Source organism: Cupriavidus mimosae, from assembly GCF_023952485.1.
Lineage (GTDB): Bacteria > Pseudomonadota > Gammaproteobacteria > Burkholderiales > Burkholderiaceae > Cupriavidus > Cupriavidus taiwanensis_C.
This window is the reverse complement of the sequence record NZ_JALHRY010000025.1, coordinates 1-17,323: the sequence shown is the minus strand read 5'-3', so window position 1 is coordinate 17,323 and position 17,323 is coordinate 1. Positions and strand designations below refer to the sequence as shown.

Annotated in this window: 12 protein-coding genes; 6 read left to right on the top strand and 6 right to left on the bottom strand. The window is 62.0% G+C overall.

Features of this window, described 5'->3' with window-relative positions:
• The first annotated feature begins 282 nt into the window (after positions 1-282).
• Complete coding sequence (locus MKD50_RS28335) at positions 283-528, top strand: hypothetical protein (protein WP_018003930.1); 246 nt, start codon at positions 283-285, stop codon at positions 526-528.
• A gap of 870 nt (positions 529-1,398) precedes the next feature.
• Here the strand turns inward: MKD50_RS28335 and MKD50_RS28330 are convergent.
• From MKD50_RS28330 to MKD50_RS28310, 5 genes are all read right to left on the bottom strand, one after another.
• The gene (locus MKD50_RS28330) at positions 1,399-2,199 is read right to left on the bottom strand and encodes a YecA/YgfB family protein (RefSeq protein WP_012354428.1); all 801 of its coding nucleotides are present in this window, start codon (positions 2,197-2,199) and stop codon (positions 1,399-1,401) included.
• Positions 2,200-2,673: 474 nt separating this feature from the next.
• Positions 2,674-3,681, bottom strand: coding sequence for an alpha/beta fold hydrolase (locus MKD50_RS28325; protein ID WP_115671161.1), 1,008 nt, complete (start codon positions 3,679-3,681; stop codon positions 2,674-2,676).
• A 51-nt stretch (positions 3,682-3,732) separates the two neighbouring features.
• Complete coding sequence (locus MKD50_RS28320; protein ID WP_012354430.1) at positions 3,733-4,302, bottom strand: TetR/AcrR family transcriptional regulator; 570 nt, start codon at positions 4,300-4,302, stop codon at positions 3,733-3,735.
• A 375-nt stretch (positions 4,303-4,677) separates the two neighbouring features.
• Positions 4,678-4,947, bottom strand: a complete 270-nt coding sequence (locus MKD50_RS28315) for a Txe/YoeB family addiction module toxin (protein ID WP_012354431.1) — start codon at positions 4,945-4,947, stop codon at positions 4,678-4,680.
• Entirely contained in the window at positions 4,944-5,207 is a 264-nt protein-coding gene (locus tag MKD50_RS28310; RefSeq protein ID WP_012354432.1) for a type II toxin-antitoxin system Phd/YefM family antitoxin, read from the bottom strand. The genes MKD50_RS28315 and MKD50_RS28310 overlap by 4 nt, the downstream gene beginning before the upstream one ends.
• 316 nt (positions 5,208-5,523) lie before the next feature.
• On the opposite strand from MKD50_RS28310, the gene MKD50_RS28305 reads away from it, so the two are divergent.
• The 5 genes from MKD50_RS28305 to MKD50_RS28285 all read left to right on the top strand — a co-directional run bounded on the left by MKD50_RS28305 (position 5,524) and on the right by MKD50_RS28285 (position 14,868).
• Positions 5,524-7,563: a hypothetical protein gene (locus MKD50_RS28305; RefSeq protein WP_240074705.1), complete on the top strand. Its 2,040-nt coding sequence runs from the start codon at positions 5,524-5,526 to the stop codon at positions 7,561-7,563.
• Positions 7,564-7,937: 374 nt separating this feature from the next.
• Entirely contained in the window at positions 7,938-9,368 is a 1,431-nt protein-coding gene (locus MKD50_RS28300) for a Wadjet anti-phage system protein JetA family protein (protein ID WP_012354435.1), read from the top strand.
• The gene (locus MKD50_RS28295) at positions 9,361-10,047 is read left to right on the top strand and encodes a DUF4194 domain-containing protein (RefSeq protein ID WP_012354436.1); all 687 of its coding nucleotides are present in this window, start codon (positions 9,361-9,363) and stop codon (positions 10,045-10,047) included. Before MKD50_RS28300 ends, MKD50_RS28295 begins: the two co-directional genes overlap by 8 nt.
• On the top strand, positions 10,037-13,708 hold the full coding sequence (locus MKD50_RS28290) for an SbcC/MukB-like Walker B domain-containing protein (protein WP_012354437.1): 3,672 nt from the start codon (positions 10,037-10,039) through the stop codon (positions 13,706-13,708). Before MKD50_RS28295 ends, MKD50_RS28290 begins: the two co-directional genes overlap by 11 nt.
• Positions 13,705-14,868 (top strand): Wadjet anti-phage system protein JetD domain-containing protein, encoded by a 1,164-nt coding sequence (locus MKD50_RS28285; RefSeq protein ID WP_012354438.1) that lies wholly within the window; start codon positions 13,705-13,707, stop codon positions 14,866-14,868. Before MKD50_RS28290 ends, MKD50_RS28285 begins: the two co-directional genes overlap by 4 nt.
• 619 nt (positions 14,869-15,487) lie before the next feature.
• Here MKD50_RS28285 and MKD50_RS28280 read toward each other — a convergent pair.
• Positions 15,488-16,276, bottom strand: coding sequence for an SDR family NAD(P)-dependent oxidoreductase (locus tag MKD50_RS28280; RefSeq protein WP_240619777.1), 789 nt, complete (start codon positions 16,274-16,276; stop codon positions 15,488-15,490).
• Positions 16,277-17,323: the final 1,047 nt, after the last annotated feature.

The following is a 17,323-nucleotide window of genomic DNA, read 5'->3' as shown; positions in this document are numbered from 1 at the left end:
CCATTTGCCGTCGCTGACGCAATGCGCGCCGGGGAAGACTTCGGCATGGCCGTTCGGACTGTCCAGCGGAAAGGGCGCGTGCGGCGTGGCCCAGTAATTGCCACGCGGTAGGGGCGCGATCGTCTTTGGCATGCAGGCCCGATGTGGTGTCACGGGCGGCGCGGTCCCGCCTTCGTATGGCGAAATGGGGCCGCTTGTCAATCCTGCAACGGGCGTAGCATCACGCCGCGACATCCTGGTGTAGTCTCGCCACCCAACTACTCCTGCTATCCGGCAATTTCCATGACGCGACATCTTCAATTCTTGGCCCGGGCCTTCTGCGTCGGTGTCATCATTGTGATCGTCGCCATTGTCTCCCGGCAAGTCTATCTGCGCAGCGCCGCAGAGGCTGACGTAGCCGATGCGGATGAGGAACCCGCAACAATGATGTTGATTCGCTGCGAGACGATGCACGATCGTCTGCAGAATGAGCACAGTTTGGCTGTAGAGGCTGACTCGCGGCCGCGTGCTCGTTGTCGAGAGTCCTGAGCTGGCGAACGCTCTCCAATACTGGGACGCTGGTGGGCTCGGATAGTTTCGTGATCGTGAAACTATGAAAGAGGGGAAGGGGTACCGAGTGGTGCAATTGAATTGGATGCGAAGAGATTGGCGTATTTTGAAACGCAAGCCATGGGGACTTTTGATGCTACCGGCCATCTGCAGAATAATGAGCCAATAGGGACTAATGACGCCTCGCGCCCGGCACATCGTCCATTCGGTGCGCACGCGAACTGACGAGCTCCTAGAGTCGACCCCAAAATGGCCAGATAACCGGGGTAGGCCGCCATGCGAGCAAGTGCCGTGCGACGTCATCTGGAGCGCCTCGGCATCGCTTGCCGCGGGGTCACTACCCATCCAGAGCTCGCTGGTGTGGTCGTCAATAATCAAGACCTGCACGTCTGCATATTCCCTGACGGATGGATGCGTCTTGGGGAGTGGGTCGCACCAGGTCGCTTTCGTTTTGCCCCAGCGACTCGGTCGGTAGACGTGCTGGCCTGGCAGATTCGCCAACGGCTCGTCGCCAGGCCATGACTCTGTAGTTCTGCCGCTTCGGTTTTCTGGGCTGAGCGCAGGGCAGCGCCTCGGCCGCCAGATCAATCGTCTCTTGCCGTTTAGGGTTGTTCGATGCCTGCCGTCATCCGCAGGAATGTGAGTGTGCCACCGCGCGTTGCTGGCAGGCGTCGAACAAGCCTAAACGGACACGGCCCCCGCGAGCAAATCGCCGGCTGGCCACCGGTCGCTCGACTTTGGGCGGCGACGACCAGCCAGCCTCACCCGACTCGCCCGAGCAATTCGGGCGGCCCGCCACTCGAAAGACAAGGTACATGCAGCTATAAACTGCGAGAAAGCGCTTTGCCCTTATCTCCCGTGGCACTTCTTGAACTTCTTGCCGCTGCCGCAAGGGCACGGGTCGTTGCGACCGGGCTGGTCGCCCTTCACCACGGCCTCCACGCGCGGGCCCAGGCTCTTCCAGATCTGGCGCAGGTCGTAGACAGCCCAGATCGCCTCGCCGAAGGTTTCCACGCGCGCCAGGCTGGTGCTGGGCGGGCCATCCTCACTGTACATGCAGACCTCGGGTTGGCCGGTGTCGTCCTCGGTCAGAGCGACGATGCCGTCGAGCGCGTCGTCCAGCCACTGAGCAGCCTCCTTGTCGCGCGGGGTGGCCCATTCCTCGGGCCAGTTCTCCACCACGAACATGAACCCCAGCGCCCACACCTGGCCAAACGACGGGATTTCCCGCCCGTCCATCTCGGCACGCTCTTCCTGGGGCAGGCTCAAGATGGCGCCGCGCATGTCCATGGCCTCGGGCTGGAAGGTGCGTTCGTCCTCCAGCGTCTCCACGGGCTGGTCGAGCTGGTGCTCCACCTCGTTCCATCGGCGCTGCCACAGCTCCATGAAGCGGGCCTGCTGGGCCGCATCATGGAACGCGGGTAGCAACGGCAACGGGCTGCCCTCGGCCACGTCGAGCGCCGCGCCGTCGCCCAGCAGCATGGGCAGGTAGTCGGAAGCGGGGATGCAGCGGCGCGTGCAGACCAGGGCCGTGAGAAAGCCGTCGCAGAACTCCCATTGCGGGATTTCCTCAGCGCGCTGGCGCAGGTCGTCCAGCAGATCGTCAAGCTCCTGGAGTTCGTCGGGCGTCAGGGCGGTGGCTTCGGTCATAGGGTGGGTTCTCGCGGTGCGGGGCGGGGATGCGCTGGACGCATCGCTGCGAAGTATAGCGCCGCCCCATTGCAGAAGTGCGGCGTACAACTTGCAAGACCGTGACGTTCGGTACCGCGCGCCAAGCCGGGTGCACCCCCGCGACCGTTCGCCGGAGCGGCGGCCGCTCCCGAGTGGCTCCTTTTGGCCGGGTACGGTCCGACGCCGAGCAAAACTGAGCGGCTTCCTGGGCCGGCCCGCGTAGGGCAGAGGACGACCCTTCAGCGACATCCGCGATCCTGAACTCGTCGCCTCAAAGCAGTCAGTCGGACCCGTGCAGACCCGCCCGAAGGGGGCTCCGCAGGAGGAACACATAGGCAGACGACCGTTTGGTTGATTGAGCGTTAGCATCCAGCCGTCGCACTTTGACGCTGGCGATCAGTCGCTCGGAGGCTTGATCTCGTCGGTAGCCTCACACGTGTCATAGAACATTCCCTAAGACAGATGTTTGTGGAGGAAGGCGGCGACATTCTTTACCGCATAGTCGATCTGCGCCGGTTGATCGTAATAGTCGAAATGGGTGCCGTCCCCCCACGCCAATTCCTTCACTGCCCCCAGGAGCGAGTAGAACTTCTTGGCCTGCTCAGGGAAGGCGCATCCGTCGGAGTGAACCATAATCGTCGGAACTTTGATGGCCGACGCCTTGCTCACCGGATCGAAATCCAACCACGGCCCGTGCGACATCACGGCGAACTCGTTCTTCCACTCTGGAACGCCGCCGCGCGCCTTGTTGAAGTAGTAGTCGTAATTTCCCTTCGGGTTGTAATTCAGGGCGCTCGGATCATCCACGCTGTAGGTCGGCACCGTCACCTGCTCGCCGCTCCGCTCGAATCTCAGCTTCGCCTCCGCTCCCGCCGCGCGACGCCGCGCAATTTCCGCCGCGCCGACAAGACGTTCGTTTAACTCGGGGTCTGGAAGGAATGCAGCGACCGTCGCAAACGCCTTGACGCGCTCATCGGCAGCGACGAGGTAAGCGCCGTTTCCGCCTGATGTGCACACTCCGACCATCCCGATAGCCTTCGTATAAGGCAAGGCAGTTAGATACGAGACGGCGGCTTTCAGATCGCTCAATTTTGCGGCGGGAGACTCCAATTGCCGAGGCTGCCCTTCGCTTTCGCCATAGTGACTGTAGTCGATCACAAGCGCCACGAACCCGTTCTCCGCGAGCGTGCGCCCGTAAGCGCCCGCCATCTGCTCTTTAACCGAACTTAGAGAGCCCGCCACGACGACCGCCGGGTAGCGGCCGCTCTCGTTCAAGTTCTCGGGCTCGAACAGGTTTCCCGCCAGCGTCAAGCCATCTCGCTTGAAACTCACTTTACGCATCATCATGCTTCCTTCCAAGTTGTGTGGATTCCGTCGGGCCGGCGACGTGCAGCCCGCGACGAGTCCGGCGACGCCTAGGGCCGCGACCGCGAGAAAATCGCGTCGGGTTGGTACATTCATCTTCGTTCCTTCTTCAATTGGGTCGAAAAACGGCGGGGCGCTCGTTAGAAATCAGCCCGTCGCGATGGCGCGCCAGAATGCTGAGAAGCCGTCGGCGCAAGCGGTTTTGGCGAGCTTGGGCTCCGCGGCGATCGAATCGATAGTGGCCTCGGCCATCGCAACCATCAGCGCGCCGACGAATGCCGGGGGCTGCTTGCGCAGCGCCCCCAGCGACCTGGCCTTTATCAATAGGCCGCTGACGACTTGGAAGCTTTCCGCGGCCGACGCCCGCGTTGTGGGGGTGATTCGGTCGGAGACTTTGAGCTTCGCCATCGCTTGGCGCTGCGCTGGATGCGCCAGCCCCCAGCTCACGTAGGCGGACCAAAACTGCCCAAGACTTTCGCGCAAATCCTTAGAGCCCGGCGGTTCCGAATAAGCCAGTCGCAGCTGGCTTTTGAGGTCCAGATACAGCTGATTGGCCAGCTCGTCCTTGCTCCCAAAGTAGATGAAGATGGTCCCCTCGGCCACGCCGGCTGCCCTCGCGATGCGAGCTGTGGAGGCGGATAGTCCTTCCTCTGCGATCAGCCGAGTGGCCGCCTCGAGGATCGTTTGGCGCTTGTCTGCACTGAGAGGGCGGGCCATAAAGAGCAATGAGTGAGTGAACGCTCATTCTATCGAACGGAGGACATTCGTCAACCGACGGACCGACCGACAGGGTTGTAGGTCAGTGCCGGGGAGTCGACAGTCGCCAAGGGCAGCTAATGGCCGGCTACTGCCATTGCACTTGACGTCGTCACATGCTTGATGCGGGCGGAGGGAGGCTCGGCCGGCGTTGCGGCGGCAGGGCAATAAGGTCCGATAACGAACTGCTTATCGGGCCGAAGGGTGATACAGGCGAATATCCCGAAAACTGCTGGACTTACTGTTTGGGGCCCGCGGGCACCTTTGTCGCTCGGGTCCTTGCTGACGGTACCCGAGCGTGATCGAACAGCTGTGTTAGGAGCCGGATTTTAGGGCTTACTTGTCGCCATAATGAAGCCGACAAGCGATAATGGTCAGTTCATCGTCGTTGGCGAAATACACCAAGCGGTTGCTGTCGTCGATTCGCCGCGACCAGTAGCCCGACAGGTTGCCTTTCAGCGGCTCGGGCTTGCCGAGCCCGTCGAACGGTTCGCGTTGGGCGTCCTGGATTAGGGCGTTGATGCGCTTGAGCGTTTTCCTGTCTTGGCCCTGCCAATAGACATAGTCTTCCCAGGCATCTGGCATAAAGGTCAACCGGCGCGTCATTCAGCGTCCGGGTCGATCAGGTCGTGCTTCTCGGCCATGCCAGCGCGATGCTGCTGAATAGAACGCAGCAGGCGCGCGGCGTTAGCCGGCGAGCTAAGCAAATGCATCGTTTCCATCCAACTGTCGTACTGGTCTTGCGACATGATGACCACGTTCGGCGCGTCGCGGCGTGTGATGAGCACAGCGTCGTGGTCGTCGATGGCCTGGTCCATGACTGCCTTTAGGTTGCTGCGGGCGTCGGAGAAATGGATGGTACGCATACCGACCTCCTTAGATTACTAGTACTATAACTTGTACAAGTATAGCAAATCTACGTGCTGAAGGGGCTGACGCCTGGCGTGCAAGAGGCACTTGGCCAGAAACGTCATAGCGTCGGAAGGAGCGCAATGCATCGAACTCGCCACATAAGGTGCAATATGGTAGGTGAGCTTTGATAATTATGGTGCACATTTCGCCAAAAGCGCGTCCTGCGAATGGAACGGTCTGCGCAGGCCTTCACCGCTTGCTGCGTGCAATCTTTAAACATAAGGCACGAAGAGCGAAATTTTGCTGATTACCGGGGCGTTATGTTTGGAGGTGAAGAGCAGGGTGTCTGCCGGCGGCACCCGCATCTCAGCCGGTGGTCGGCGTGCAGGCGTTGGATACGGCAGAAAAATCGAAATGCGCAGCGGCATACAGGGCATTGCACGCCCAGACTTCCTCGCCGTTCTTGTAGAAAGTGACCCACTTGCCGTCGCTGATTGGGAGGATGTCAATGTACGGACTATCATCACGTTTGCTGATTTCTGGCCCCTGCTACTAGGCCGGAAGTGTTCTGAAGAATTGCCCAGGTTGCCTATGCCCATAATTTCTCTCACTGAAGCGCTGAACAATCTCACGGTAGACAATCTGAAATCGCTGATGCGCTGGCTTCCGGAAGCCTCACGCATCGGAAAGAAGAGTGGGCTGGTTGAAGAGATCCTGCGCAACCTTGCCGGCGACAGGCTGCAAGCGCTGTGGGAGGGGCTGGACAAGACTCAACGTCTGGCGGTAGCAGAGGCCACCTATGCGGAGGATGGCTGCTTTAATGCCACGCGGTTTCGAGCCAAGTATGGGCGTTTGCCGAATTTTTCGGTCCGGGACGAGCGGCGCCGACACGAGCACCATGGGCCGCCCACGGCGTTGTGCCTGTTTTTGTACTATCAGAATGGATGGCGCTACGTGCCAGCCGATCTGAACGAGCGGCTCATGGCATTCGTGCCGGCGCCAGAGCCTGTCCGGCTGGACACGGTCGATTCGCTTCCCGGCATATACGGTGAAAGCCCATTGTCGGTGCGGCTGTGTGAGCGCGATGCCCTGGCGGATCTACCGCTGCTACTGCGTCTGGTGGATCAGGGAAAGCTTAAGGTCAGCGAGAAGACAGCGCTGCCGGGCACGGCGACGTTGCAATTGTTGTGCGGGCAACTGTCCGGTAGCGACTACTACGCCGAGCCCGTGCCGGGACCCACCGATCAGGAGATAGGGCCGATCAAGGCATTTTCTTGGCCGATGCTGCTTCAGGCAGCGGGGCTTGTGCAGCGTAACGGGAGCAAGCTGGTGCTAAGCAAGGCTGGACTGACAGCCCTGACGACGCCAACGGCTGACGTGCTTGTCAAAATCTGGCGGAAATGGCTGAAAGCGACGTCGCTGGATGAATTTAGCCGAATAGATGTCATCAAGGGGCAAAAAGCCAAGGGCGGTGCGATGGCTGCAGTGGCGCCGCGCCGCGCGGCGATCGCAGAGATGCTGCAGCGTTGTCCGGCCGGGAAGTGGATCAGCATCGACGCGTTTTCCCGTTTCATGGTGGCAACTGGGCATACTTTCGACGTGGCCCGCGACCCTTGGAGTCTTTACATTTGTGAGCCGGATTACGGCAGCCTGGGGCACAGCGGCTACCATGACTGGGACATTCTTCAGTTGCGGTATATGCTCTGCTTCCTGTTCGAGTATGTGGCGCCACTTGGCATCATTGATATCGCATACACCGAACCGGCGGGGGCTCGGCCTAATTTTCACGATATGTGGGGAACGGACGAACTCCAATTCCTCAGTCGCTACGATGGCCTGGCCTATTTTCGCGTGACCTCGTTGGGCGCCTATTGCCTTGGCGCCAGCGGCCACTACACGCCGGCGCCGGTCCAGTCTAGCGTAAGGCTATCCGTCATGCCCGGCATGCAGGTCAAGGTCATCGCGGGCCGTCTGTCGGCAGAAGAGTCTCTGGTTCTGGACATGTGGGCAACCGAAGAGGCGGACAGACTCTGGCGGCTCGACCTTCAGAAGGCCATCGTAGCGGTCGAGAGGGGGCATGACATCGCCGAACTTCGCGAATTCCTGCAGGCCCGGGACGACCAGCCGGTACCAGACACGGTGGAATCCTTCATCAAGCGGGCTGGCAAGCAGGGCAAGGCGCTGAAAGTTGCGGGGACCACGCTGCTGATTGATTGCAATGACGCGCAAATGGCAGCCATGCTGGCCACTCGCAAGGAGACCGCCCATCTGTGTCTGCGCGCCGGTGATAAGCATGTGGTAGTGCGGCTCGAGGACGAAGATAAGTTCCGGACACATATTCGCGCGTTGGGCTATGGGATGACGGCCTGAGGTTTGCGCCGGTCGGTGGTGCCATGCCAGGGGCGAGCGCTATGCGACGCGAAGATAGATGGGTGACGGCCCGGCCGCAGACGCAGGCCGTGGTGCTGGCGGGTGGCTCGATGCCGAGCGGGTCCCGGTGAGGTTCCGTCCCCCATCGTATTTGGGCCAAGTCCAACTGCGGTACCCATTCCGGCTCGTAAGGCACCTACCGGGTCGCCAGGGCGCAGCCCAGCACTGGGTGCGCCGGCGCCAGGCGTAATGGAATCCCTGAAACAGGTCGCGCGGCGGCGCAGTGCAGGGCGGGGTGGTATCGTACGATTTTGTTCGCTGTGTCGATGGTACGCAGGTGCAATGCGAGAGTGTTAAGGGGGACATCAGCCGCGATGGTGGATTCGGGGTATCCGCAGTTCTTTCGTCCGTTGACGCTGAAGAGGCGAAAGCTGATCGCTGCCTGCATCCGCGCATTCTATGCGCGGCTTTATGGCTCCCATGCCGACTACCGCTCCATCCTTGGGCGCGAGGACTTGCGTGACCTCTTTGTCCAGACGATGCAGTCCGCCACGCTGCCGGCCGATCCTGCCGGTGAAGATGGCGACGACGGATTCGCCGCCGGTGACCTGGCCGACGACCAGAAGCTGGCAAGCGCCATCGTGCGCCTCCTTGTTGCGGACGGCTGGCTGGAAACCGCCGAGGATCGCGTCCGACTGGTTACCGCCTATCGCTTCACCCGCGCCGGCAAGATCTTCGCTCAGGCGCTGACGCTGGCCGACCGCCCACGCGAACGGACCCGTCAGCGCAACATGCGCTCCTGCAAGAATGCACTGAGTGCCTTCATCGAGCGCCGCGATGTGGAGGACCTGCTCGACGCCTACGAGTATGCCGATCGGGTCATTGCCGACCTCTCCGAAGATATCGAGCTCTTTTACGACCTGGCTCGCAAGATATTGCTCGATGCGCATGTGCAGGGCAATTGGGATGGGTTTATCGAGTTCGTAGAGCGACGTTTTCGTGATGAGTTCTCGCCCCGCCTAGTCTATGACAATGCCGAGCGCCACCGGCTGGACATCGGGGCGCTAATCGAACGTCTTAACGATTTGAGCGCGGCCGAGATGCAGGCCATTGACGATGACTTGGCCAACCACGCGGCATGGGCCGCGCAGGCCGCGCCGGACGGGGCGATCTTGAGATGGATGCTTGATCGGATCGACGAGATGGTGACCGCGGCCTGCCGGACGAAACAGCCGGAATTGTTCCGGGCCATGGAAAGCTATGTCCGCCGCCATGTGGTCTTGTTGTCGCAGAGTCTGTTCATGGGGGCATCAGGCAGCGGGGCGGCATTGTCCACCCTGATCCGCCGCCTGGGGGAGATGCCGGAGCGGGATCAGGGCGCGTGGCTGGAGCGGCAGGGAGCGGCGCTCGCACCGGTAAGCGTGGCGCTGTATGATCCGGCCGCGGTGCAGCCGAGAAAGACCGCCGAGCGTAACCGGGCACAGGCCGTGAGCATCGTTCCGGAAATCACACGAGAAGAGCGTTTGCGTCAGTTCGTGCGGCAAGCGCAGGAGCGGGCCTTCTCCTTGTCGCATCACGATGTCGTGGATTACTTGCTCGGTTCCATGCGTGGTACGGGCGCGCTGCGCCTATCCGAGTTGCCGGTCGACGATGCTATCCAGGCGTTATCGTTGTTGCGGGCAGTCGAGGCAGCACGGGACCATGAGGGACTGGACGTGGAGCGGCTAGATGCCGAGCCGCTGGACAATGCCATCATGTCGGGCACTGACTATGCAATCAGGAGGCGCCACATCGGCCATGGATGAAATTACGATTGGGCAACTGGTGGAAGCGGAACTGAAGGCGGGGGGCGTCCGGCCGGAGGCGTTCGGGCAGATCCTTGGCCGCCTGTTCGGGCTGTCCATCTTGCACCGGGAGGACAGCGCCATCGAGCGTCAGCTCTACGACGACGCCGTGCGTATCGAAGGCCTGCTCAATGCGTACTTCGATGTGGGCGGGTTCCGGCTGCTGCACGAGCGACATCAGAGTTATTTTCGGCTTTACCCGCCGGGGGCGCGCGTGCCGGGACTGCCCGCCGAGGACGATGCTATCGCGGTGGACGCCGTGCGGGCGAAGCTCTCCGCCGATTTCGTGGCATGCTGCCTGGTGCTGCGCTTGCTGTACAACGAAAGCCTGCGCCAAGGCTCGATCAACGAGCGCAACGAAGCGCTTGTCACCGTGGAATACCTGAATGCCACGCTGACTGCGCAGGCGCGCCGCTCACTGCCGGCCAAGACTGCGCGGGAGAAGCTCTTCGCCGACCTGAAGCGTGCCCGTCTGATCGATTACCGGGCGGATTCCGAGGTGGAAGATGCTGACGCTCTGGTCGCCATTCGTGGGACGATCCTGCAGTTCGTGGCGGATTCCGCCATTGATGCCCTGCTGACCGAAACACGGACGCCCGTGTCGGCCGTCACGTCGCCGGAGCCCGACGATGAGGCTTGAGAAGCTCATCCTGGTCAACTGGGGCTTCGTGGTGTCCCGGGAATACCCCTTTGGCCACACCACCTTGCTGTCGGGTTCGACCGGCGTTGGGAAGTCCTCTTTCCAGGACGCGATCCAGCTGGTCATGACCGGCGGCAAGCAGCACATCAACGTGTTCAACTCGGCGCAGGACGAGAGCGGCGCCTCGCGCGCGGGCGGCAAGGTGAGGCGGACGCTGGCGTCTTACGCGGTAGGCATGCGCGACAACCTCTGCGTCCGGCCGTATGGATCGCACACCTATGTCGTCGCCGTCTTCGCGCCCGATGAGTGGGAGTCCGCCGAACCATTCACCGCCGTGGTGGCCGTCGAAGCTGCCGTGTCTGGTACGCGCGAGCAAGGTCGCAGCGTCGACGTGGCGCGCAAGCTCTACTTTGTGCTACCAGGCAGCCGCGTAATGGAGGCGGATTTCATCGAGTCGCGCAAGGGCAATTCCATTACCGCGGTGAAGGTCGAGGATATCTACCATCGGCTGCGCCAGCGCTATCCGCGCGTCCTGCCGTTCGAGAACAGCATCGAAGATTATCTGTGCAAGCTCTATGCTGAGTTTCGCGGTGGTGGCAAGACGCTGGTCGGGCCGCGCGAGGCCGAAGCGGCGGCGCGGGCTTTCGTCCAGTCCATTGCTCGCAAGACCGTCGGCTCGGTGGACGAGTTGATCCGGGAGCAGGTGCTGGCCGAGCCTGATTTTTCCGATCAGATCGGGCATATCGCTTCGCTCATGCAAAACGTGCAACGTCTGCGCAAGATCGCCACCGAATTACTGGCGTGCCGGGAGCGGCTGGGCGTGCTGAAGGCACACGCGGATGCGTTCCTTGCCGCGTTCGAAGAGGCCATGGAGGCCGAACTGGGCGAAGTACTGCGCCGACAGCGGGATGTCGAGGAGGAGATCCAAAGGCTGGAGGCCTGCCGGCGTCTTGCCTTAGCCGATGTCGAGAAGCAGCAGGCGCTTGCCGACCGGCATGCACAGGCGCTGAAGCGCGCCACGGAATTGCATGGCACTGCCAAGGGTCGGCTCAACGGCAATCCGGTGGCGCAGGATCGTGAGCGGCTCAGCCGCGAGATAGCCGTGGCCACCGATGGGCGATCCCGTATCGCGCTGGACGTTCTGGCCGCCCTAGCGGGCTTGCGCGGCGTGCTCGACGAACTGGCTGCCCTGGCCAAACTGCCTGCAGGACCGGCCTCCGCCTACGCATCCCATGTGGAGCGGCTGGTTGTCGATGCCACGGCGATCGATGGCGCGGACGGCCAAGCCGCCGCGCGTGAGTTGGCGGCGATGCTGACAGGCGCGCAGATCGAACCCGCGAGCCTGCGGCGCGACCGGTTCGCCAAGCTGGATGCCGCCCTGGCTCCCATTGCGCAGCGACTGCACGGCGCCGACGGCCTGTATGGGGCAGTGGTACAGGAGCAGGCGCGGGAGTCGGATCGCGCTGCCGCCCTGCAAGGAGAAATCGACGACCTGAAGCGGCGCCGGCAAGGGCTGGAAGATGGCCACTTTGACTTGCCGGCGCATGTGGAGGTCGCAGTCCGATATCTCGAGGCCCAGATGCCGGGCGCCCGTCCCAGGGTACTTTGCAACCTTGTCCAGCCGCGGGAGGGCTCACGCTGGCAGAACGCTATCGAAGGGCTTTTGGGCGGCAACCGCTTCGTGATCCTGGTGGACGCGCAATACGAGGCGAGCGCCATCCGGGCGCTGCGACACGAGCTGGTGGCGACTAGACAAGGACGAGAGGCTTCCGTGGTGCAGGGCGAACTGGCCAAGCGGCGGGCGGAAAACCAGGCGCTGTCGCCCGACGCCGTGCTGCAGGAATTGGTGATCGCCGATGAGACCGCGCGCGCCTATCTGGTTGCAAGTTACGGCCGTTATGTCAAGGTAGCGGATGCGCAGGCGCTGCGCGGCGCGCCACAGGCACTGACCGTGGACGGCATGGCCAGTGGGGGGTTCAAGATGTTTTCGTCATGGGTGGACGACGGCGAACTGGCCTTCGGTGCCGAGGCCCGGCGCAAGCGCGTGGTGAGGCTCGTCCGGCAGATCGACGAAAAGTCGCAGGAAAGGGACGCACATCGCGCAGGCGCTGCGGAGTTGGCCGCGTGGGGTGCGCGTCTGCTCGCCCTGCAGCTTGTGCCTGTCGCGCCAATGCTGGACAAGCTGGGTGAGACGCAGCGCGAACTGAATAGTCTCGCGGCGCAGCTCGCCAGCCTAGATGACGCCGATCTCATCGTGCTGGAGCGGCGCGTGGCGCGTGCGGAGCAGCTATTGGAGGGCCACCACCGCCTATCCAATACCGCATCACGCTTAGCAGGCGAAGCGGAGGGGAGGGCGCGTGGCTTCGAAGCGAACATCGGTGACGCTGAAGCTAAGCTTGTTGAGTGCAAAGATGCCGTGCGCCAGATAAACGCCCGCGTGGCTGAACTGATCCGGCTCAATCCGCATTTCGATCCAGTCCGGCTGGAGCAGCGCGCTCGGGAAGCGGCCAAGGAGCAGACCGCCGCGTCCTTTGATGGGCGGCGGCGCCAGCAAGCCGGGATCTACCGCCAGGAGCGCGAGGCATTCGAGCGGAAACTGGAGGCCCATAATCTCTTGTCATCCTCGTTCGATGAGCGGGTCGACTTTCAGCCTTGCCAGTCAACCCAGGGGGAGTACGAGTGGCAAGCCTATGGCGGCGTACCTGCCGCCCGGCGACAGATCTCGGCCATGTTAGAACGGCTCGACCAAGTGCGCATTCTCAACAACACCAGCGAGCTGCGGGACGCCGAGAAGAGCTTCAACAACACCTTCAGCACGCATTTCGCGCTGGCCGTACGCACCGCGGTGGAGCAGGGCATCGATCCGCTCAAGCGGCTCAATGAGAAGCTCAAGCGACTGGCATTCGGCGAAGACCGTTTTGAGATCGAATACGGGCAGATGGTCAAGGAGTACAAAAAGTACTTCGACCTGTTCCAAGAACTGAACCGGCTGGCCGAGACACAAACGCCGGTGGATTTGTTCTCGGCCGCCGAAGGCGTCCTTTCTGCCGAAAGCGTCGTGGCGCTGGACGACATCAAGCTGCTATTGCTCGACACCAACCGCGACCACGCATTGCGGCGACTGAAGGACATAGCGGACTACCGCAACTATCGCCAATATGACATCCGCAAATATTCGGAGGACGGGCGCGAGGCGTCCTTGGCAAGAATGGCGACGTTCTCGGGAGGCGAGCTGATGACGCCAGCCTATCTGGTGCGGGCCGCGGTGCTGGCCCAGGCATTTCGGCAGTTCGAGAAGACGCCGAGCCTGAAGCTCATGATGATCGACGAGGCCTTCGACAAGATGGACGAAGGCCGCACCGCTGCTGTGATGCGCTATCTCAATGAGAACCTTGGCTTGCAACTGGTGGTTGCCATGCCGTCCCGCGCGTCCGGTCCCCTGCTCGAGTTGTTCAGCTTCGAGCATCGTTTTTCTCTGATGAAGGTTGAGGGCCTGGCAGGCGAACTCGATAAGATTACCGAGGTGGACAGCTCCCTCTTGAAGGCCGACCGACTACATGCCCTATGGACTGAACGTCGGGAGGCGGTGCGCCGTGAAGCGGCATGGCAGTTCGACTTGCAAGAGGCGCGCAAGCAGTTGATCTCGGACATGGGGGCATGAGCGCCGACGACATTCCGGGGCGCCGGCCGGACGCGCTCACCGCGTTGCTGAATGCACTGGTGGACCGTATCGAGGCAAAGCCGTTTGCCGAGAGACGCCGCGATATCGGCTTCCCGTTGAGTGCCGGGACGTGGCCGGAGTTTTTCTCGATCGACCTTCACGGCGAACGCATGTTCGTATGGCGCGCCCTGGAAGCGCTGCAGGCGCAACCCGGATTTGCACTGATGCTAGACCAGCGTCGTGGCCAGCGGGATCTTGATATCTGGGAGCGCTCACCGAAGCTCGTCATCGCAGCTCAAGCGGAAGCGTTTCTTCGCGACGAGACGGGGCGCCAGCCCAATGCCGTGGTCGCCTGGATGGCTCAGTGGCGGAAGGCTGTGCCAGCGCGCGTCAACAACGCGGCGCTGTGCGAGCGGCTGCTGTCCCGCCCGATCCTCATCCTTCCGCGTTCACCGGAGCAGGTGCTAGAGCGTTTCGCGGGCATCCCGGCGCTTGCGAGCGAGAGCCTCATGCTCCATGAGGTAGCAAGCCGGCAGTTCTGGGGCCTGTCTAAAGTTCTCAACGGCCAGCAGGAGGCCATTGCCCTGTTGCTTGACACGGAAGTTTGCCCCTTTCCAGACAAGCCGGTGCAACTGCTGGTAGCTGCGCGTACAGCCGATCCTGCCGCCCCGGTCCTGTTTGTGGAGAATGCCGCAACGTTCGAGTCGATGGCGGCGGGGAGGCTGAGCGCCGCCGAGGGTTTTGTCCTGATATTCGCATCCGGATACAAGGCGAGCGCGAGGAGGCTGCGCCAGCCGGGTGGCAGCTCAGTCTACTTTGCCCCGAGCGTGTTTGAGCGGAATGCGGCATTGGGGCGTAGCTTTCTTGCATGGCTGCATGGCACCGACGACACGCGCCCAGTTCATTTCTGGGGCGACCTGGATTTTGCCGGGATGGATATTCTTAAGGAGTTGCGCGTGGTATTTCCAGACGCGCAAGCGTGGAAAGCTGGCTACGAGGCGCTGCTTGCACGCCTGCTCGCGGAGGAGTCCCACGCGGCGGATGAAGCAAGGAAGTCGGGCCAGACCGATCCGGGCTTTACCGGCTGCCCTTATGCGGATGAAGTGCTGCTGCCAGCACTACGCAGGCACGGCCGATTTGTCGACCAGGAAAGTCTGTAGCGTCTCGACGCGCCAGACAACTACGCGAAAACCTGCCGATGAATGCATGCCTTTGGGACAAAGCTTGGTATTGACCGCCGCATTTTCCATGCTCCGGCACGCTAGTAGAAGCACAATGAATTTGTGCCGGTTCGCGTGGTGACACGTTGCAATCCCGTGGCCGAGCAGGCAGGTTGCCTGCCGTATGCTTTTTTCGCATTTAGTTCTCGACTCTCTCTTTTGCGTTACCTGATAACGTACGCGCGCAGCGCCAGAGTTTAGACATTATGCCGGGTATGTCTCGCGGCACTGGCGGTGGTATCGCCGATCTGCTCGCCGGCGAGAAGTCTTCGTCATCGGCGGGGCAGGGCGGTGCGGCACGTCACGGATCTCCGCATACTGTTCATCATCTCTTCGAGACCCTCAACAGGCTTTCAGATCCGAGAGACGGTATCGACCGATTCCGAGTGCAACCGCCGCTCGACCGTCGGTGCCCGCTCGGCAAGCCGAGCCGGGGGCTTTATCGTGGGCCCCTAAAGCGGGATGGTATCGTTGCCGTGGCGGACGCGATCCAGACGGAACAGATTCCGTAGCAGAACATCTTAGGCCTCCTTGGGGAGTACTTGACGACCGCTTCGCCTTACCAGACCGTGAAGCCACCATCGACAGCGATGGCCTGGCCAGTGACAAAGCTTGCGCCGGGCGAGCAGAGCCACATCACGGCGCTGGCAATGTCGGCCGGCTCGCCCAGCCTTTGCATGGGCGTTGCGAGCGTCAGTTGGGCCATGTCTTGCTGGTTCTCTGGGCGGTCGGTGATAGCCGTGTGCGCAATGCCGCCGGGGCAAATGGCGTTGACGCGGATGCCGCGGCTGGCGTAGTCCACCGCAACTGACCGGGTCAGTCCGAGCACCCCGGCCTTTGAGGCGGAGTAAGCCGACAGTCCGGGTCCGCTGACGAGCCCCATGATGGAGGACGTATTGACGATGACCCCTGCGCCGTACTCCAGCATCTGTGCACACTGGTATTTCATGCACAGCCAGACGCCCTTCAGGTTGACGGCAATGGTCTTGTCCCACTCGTCCTCGGAGAAATCGCAGATCGGCGCGCCGCGCGGAGCGATGCCGGCGTTGTTGAAAGCAAAGTCAAGACGGCCCAGGGATCGGATGGTCTGATCTATCGCCCCGGCGACGTCCGCACCTTGCGCAACGTCTGCGCGGACAAAGATGGCCTTGGCCCCGGCTTTTTCGATGTCATGCGCGGTTTCCTCAGCGGCAACCGTGGCGGTATCTAGCAGTGCGACGTCAGCGCCGGACCTGGCGAAGCTCAGCGCAGTCTGGCGACCGATGCCAGTAGCCGCGCCGGTGACAAACGCAACCTTACCTTCGAATGACTGCATCTGGTGGCATCCTCGCATGGTTTCAATTTGCATGGCGCACCAGAAGGCTGTGATAGCTGGCCAGTGGCGCGCAGACGAGGATACGGGGGCGCGAGCCGCTAGCCAACGTCAATTCGGACTAGTCGCAAGCGACATGAGTGTGGAAATCTTGGGGAAGGGGCTGCACGAGGTAAGCCCGCGGCGCCGTGCGGGGCCGGGGAGAACCACTGAAACGGGCCAGTTTCTCTCCAAGCTTCGGCGGAGTAGTTCTGCTGATGTTTGCTCCGGAAACCGGATGGACTGTCGTCGCGCCTCCTCGCCGACGGCACCGGCAGGCGAGGACAAATAACTGCGCATGGTCGCATACAAGGGTTACGTCGCTGCGTCCCAGTTTCACCAGTCCGAGACGGGTTAGCCATCTCAGTATCCTGTCCGTTGCTCCGGTCAGTATGACTTGCAGATCGCGCCACAGTCGAAGGTTTGTTCGGAAATCCATGTACTCCCGTGATCTTCGCAGCATTACCCGCGAGCATGCGCGCGGGCCAGAGGCACCCACCCACGATGACGTGTTAGCCATGGTTGGGGTGCTGGCGCCTTTCTGCCTATGGCTTCAGCACAGACGGCCGCGCCTCTTTCACCTGCACGAAACGGAGCGCTGTCCGCGGCCATCGACAGGCCTGCGCCGCACATTCTTCGGACGCTGCCCGTGACCTCGCGCGAATAGCGGAAAAGGGCAGTGACGGATTCCGTGAGTGCTTCCCTCGCCAGGCGGGCGAATTTAGCAACTAAAGGAAATGTCCCCATCATCTTTTAGCAGGGCCGGACCCGATCGTTCAGCGTGTAGCCTATAAAAGGTGAGAGCCTTGATGAAAGCTTAAAGGCAGCTATAGCCGTCCGCGGCACGGATCAGGCCACTCAGCGCAACCGAGGGCGACGTCATGAGCAGATTGTTCGCAGCAGCGGAGTGCCTGCGCAGGGTTATCGGCGGAGCAGCCTTGACATCTGCTGTTCCCTCCCTGATCGCTGCTGCCCTGGTCCTGGTCGTACTGCAGGGGTGCTCGACTACCCCGGCACGCTTGCCGGCAGTCCCCGCTGACGTAA

Bases quoted from the DNA above. Each gene is read 5' to 3' on its own strand.
- MKD50_RS28335 (WP_018003930.1), top strand. From the start codon at position 283: ATGACGCGACATCTTCAATTCTTGGCCCGGGCCTTCTGCGTCGGTGTC.
- MKD50_RS28330 (WP_012354428.1), bottom strand. From the start codon at position 2,199: ATGACCGAAGCCACCGCCCTGACGCCCGACGAACTCCAGGAGCTTGAC.
- MKD50_RS28325 (WP_115671161.1), bottom strand. From the start codon at position 3,681: ATGAATGTACCAACCCGACGCGATTTTCTCGCGGTCGCGGCCCTAGGC.
- MKD50_RS28320 (WP_012354430.1), bottom strand. From the start codon at position 4,302: ATGGCCCGCCCTCTCAGTGCAGACAAGCGCCAAACGATCCTCGAGGCG.
- MKD50_RS28315 (WP_012354431.1), bottom strand. From the start codon at position 4,947: ATGACGCGCCGGTTGACCTTTATGCCAGATGCCTGGGAAGACTATGTC.
- MKD50_RS28310 (WP_012354432.1), bottom strand. From the start codon at position 5,207: ATGCGTACCATCCATTTCTCCGACGCCCGCAGCAACCTAAAGGCAGTC.
- MKD50_RS28300 (WP_012354435.1), top strand. From the start codon at position 7,938: ATGGTGGATTCGGGGTATCCGCAGTTCTTTCGTCCGTTGACGCTGAAG.
- MKD50_RS28295 (WP_012354436.1), top strand. From the start codon at position 9,361: ATGGATGAAATTACGATTGGGCAACTGGTGGAAGCGGAACTGAAGGCG.
- MKD50_RS28290 (WP_012354437.1), top strand. From the start codon at position 10,037: ATGAGGCTTGAGAAGCTCATCCTGGTCAACTGGGGCTTCGTGGTGTCC.
- MKD50_RS28285 (WP_012354438.1), top strand. From the start codon at position 13,705: ATGAGCGCCGACGACATTCCGGGGCGCCGGCCGGACGCGCTCACCGCG.
- MKD50_RS28280 (WP_240619777.1), bottom strand. From the start codon at position 16,276: ATGCAAATTGAAACCATGCGAGGATGCCACCAGATGCAGTCATTCGAA.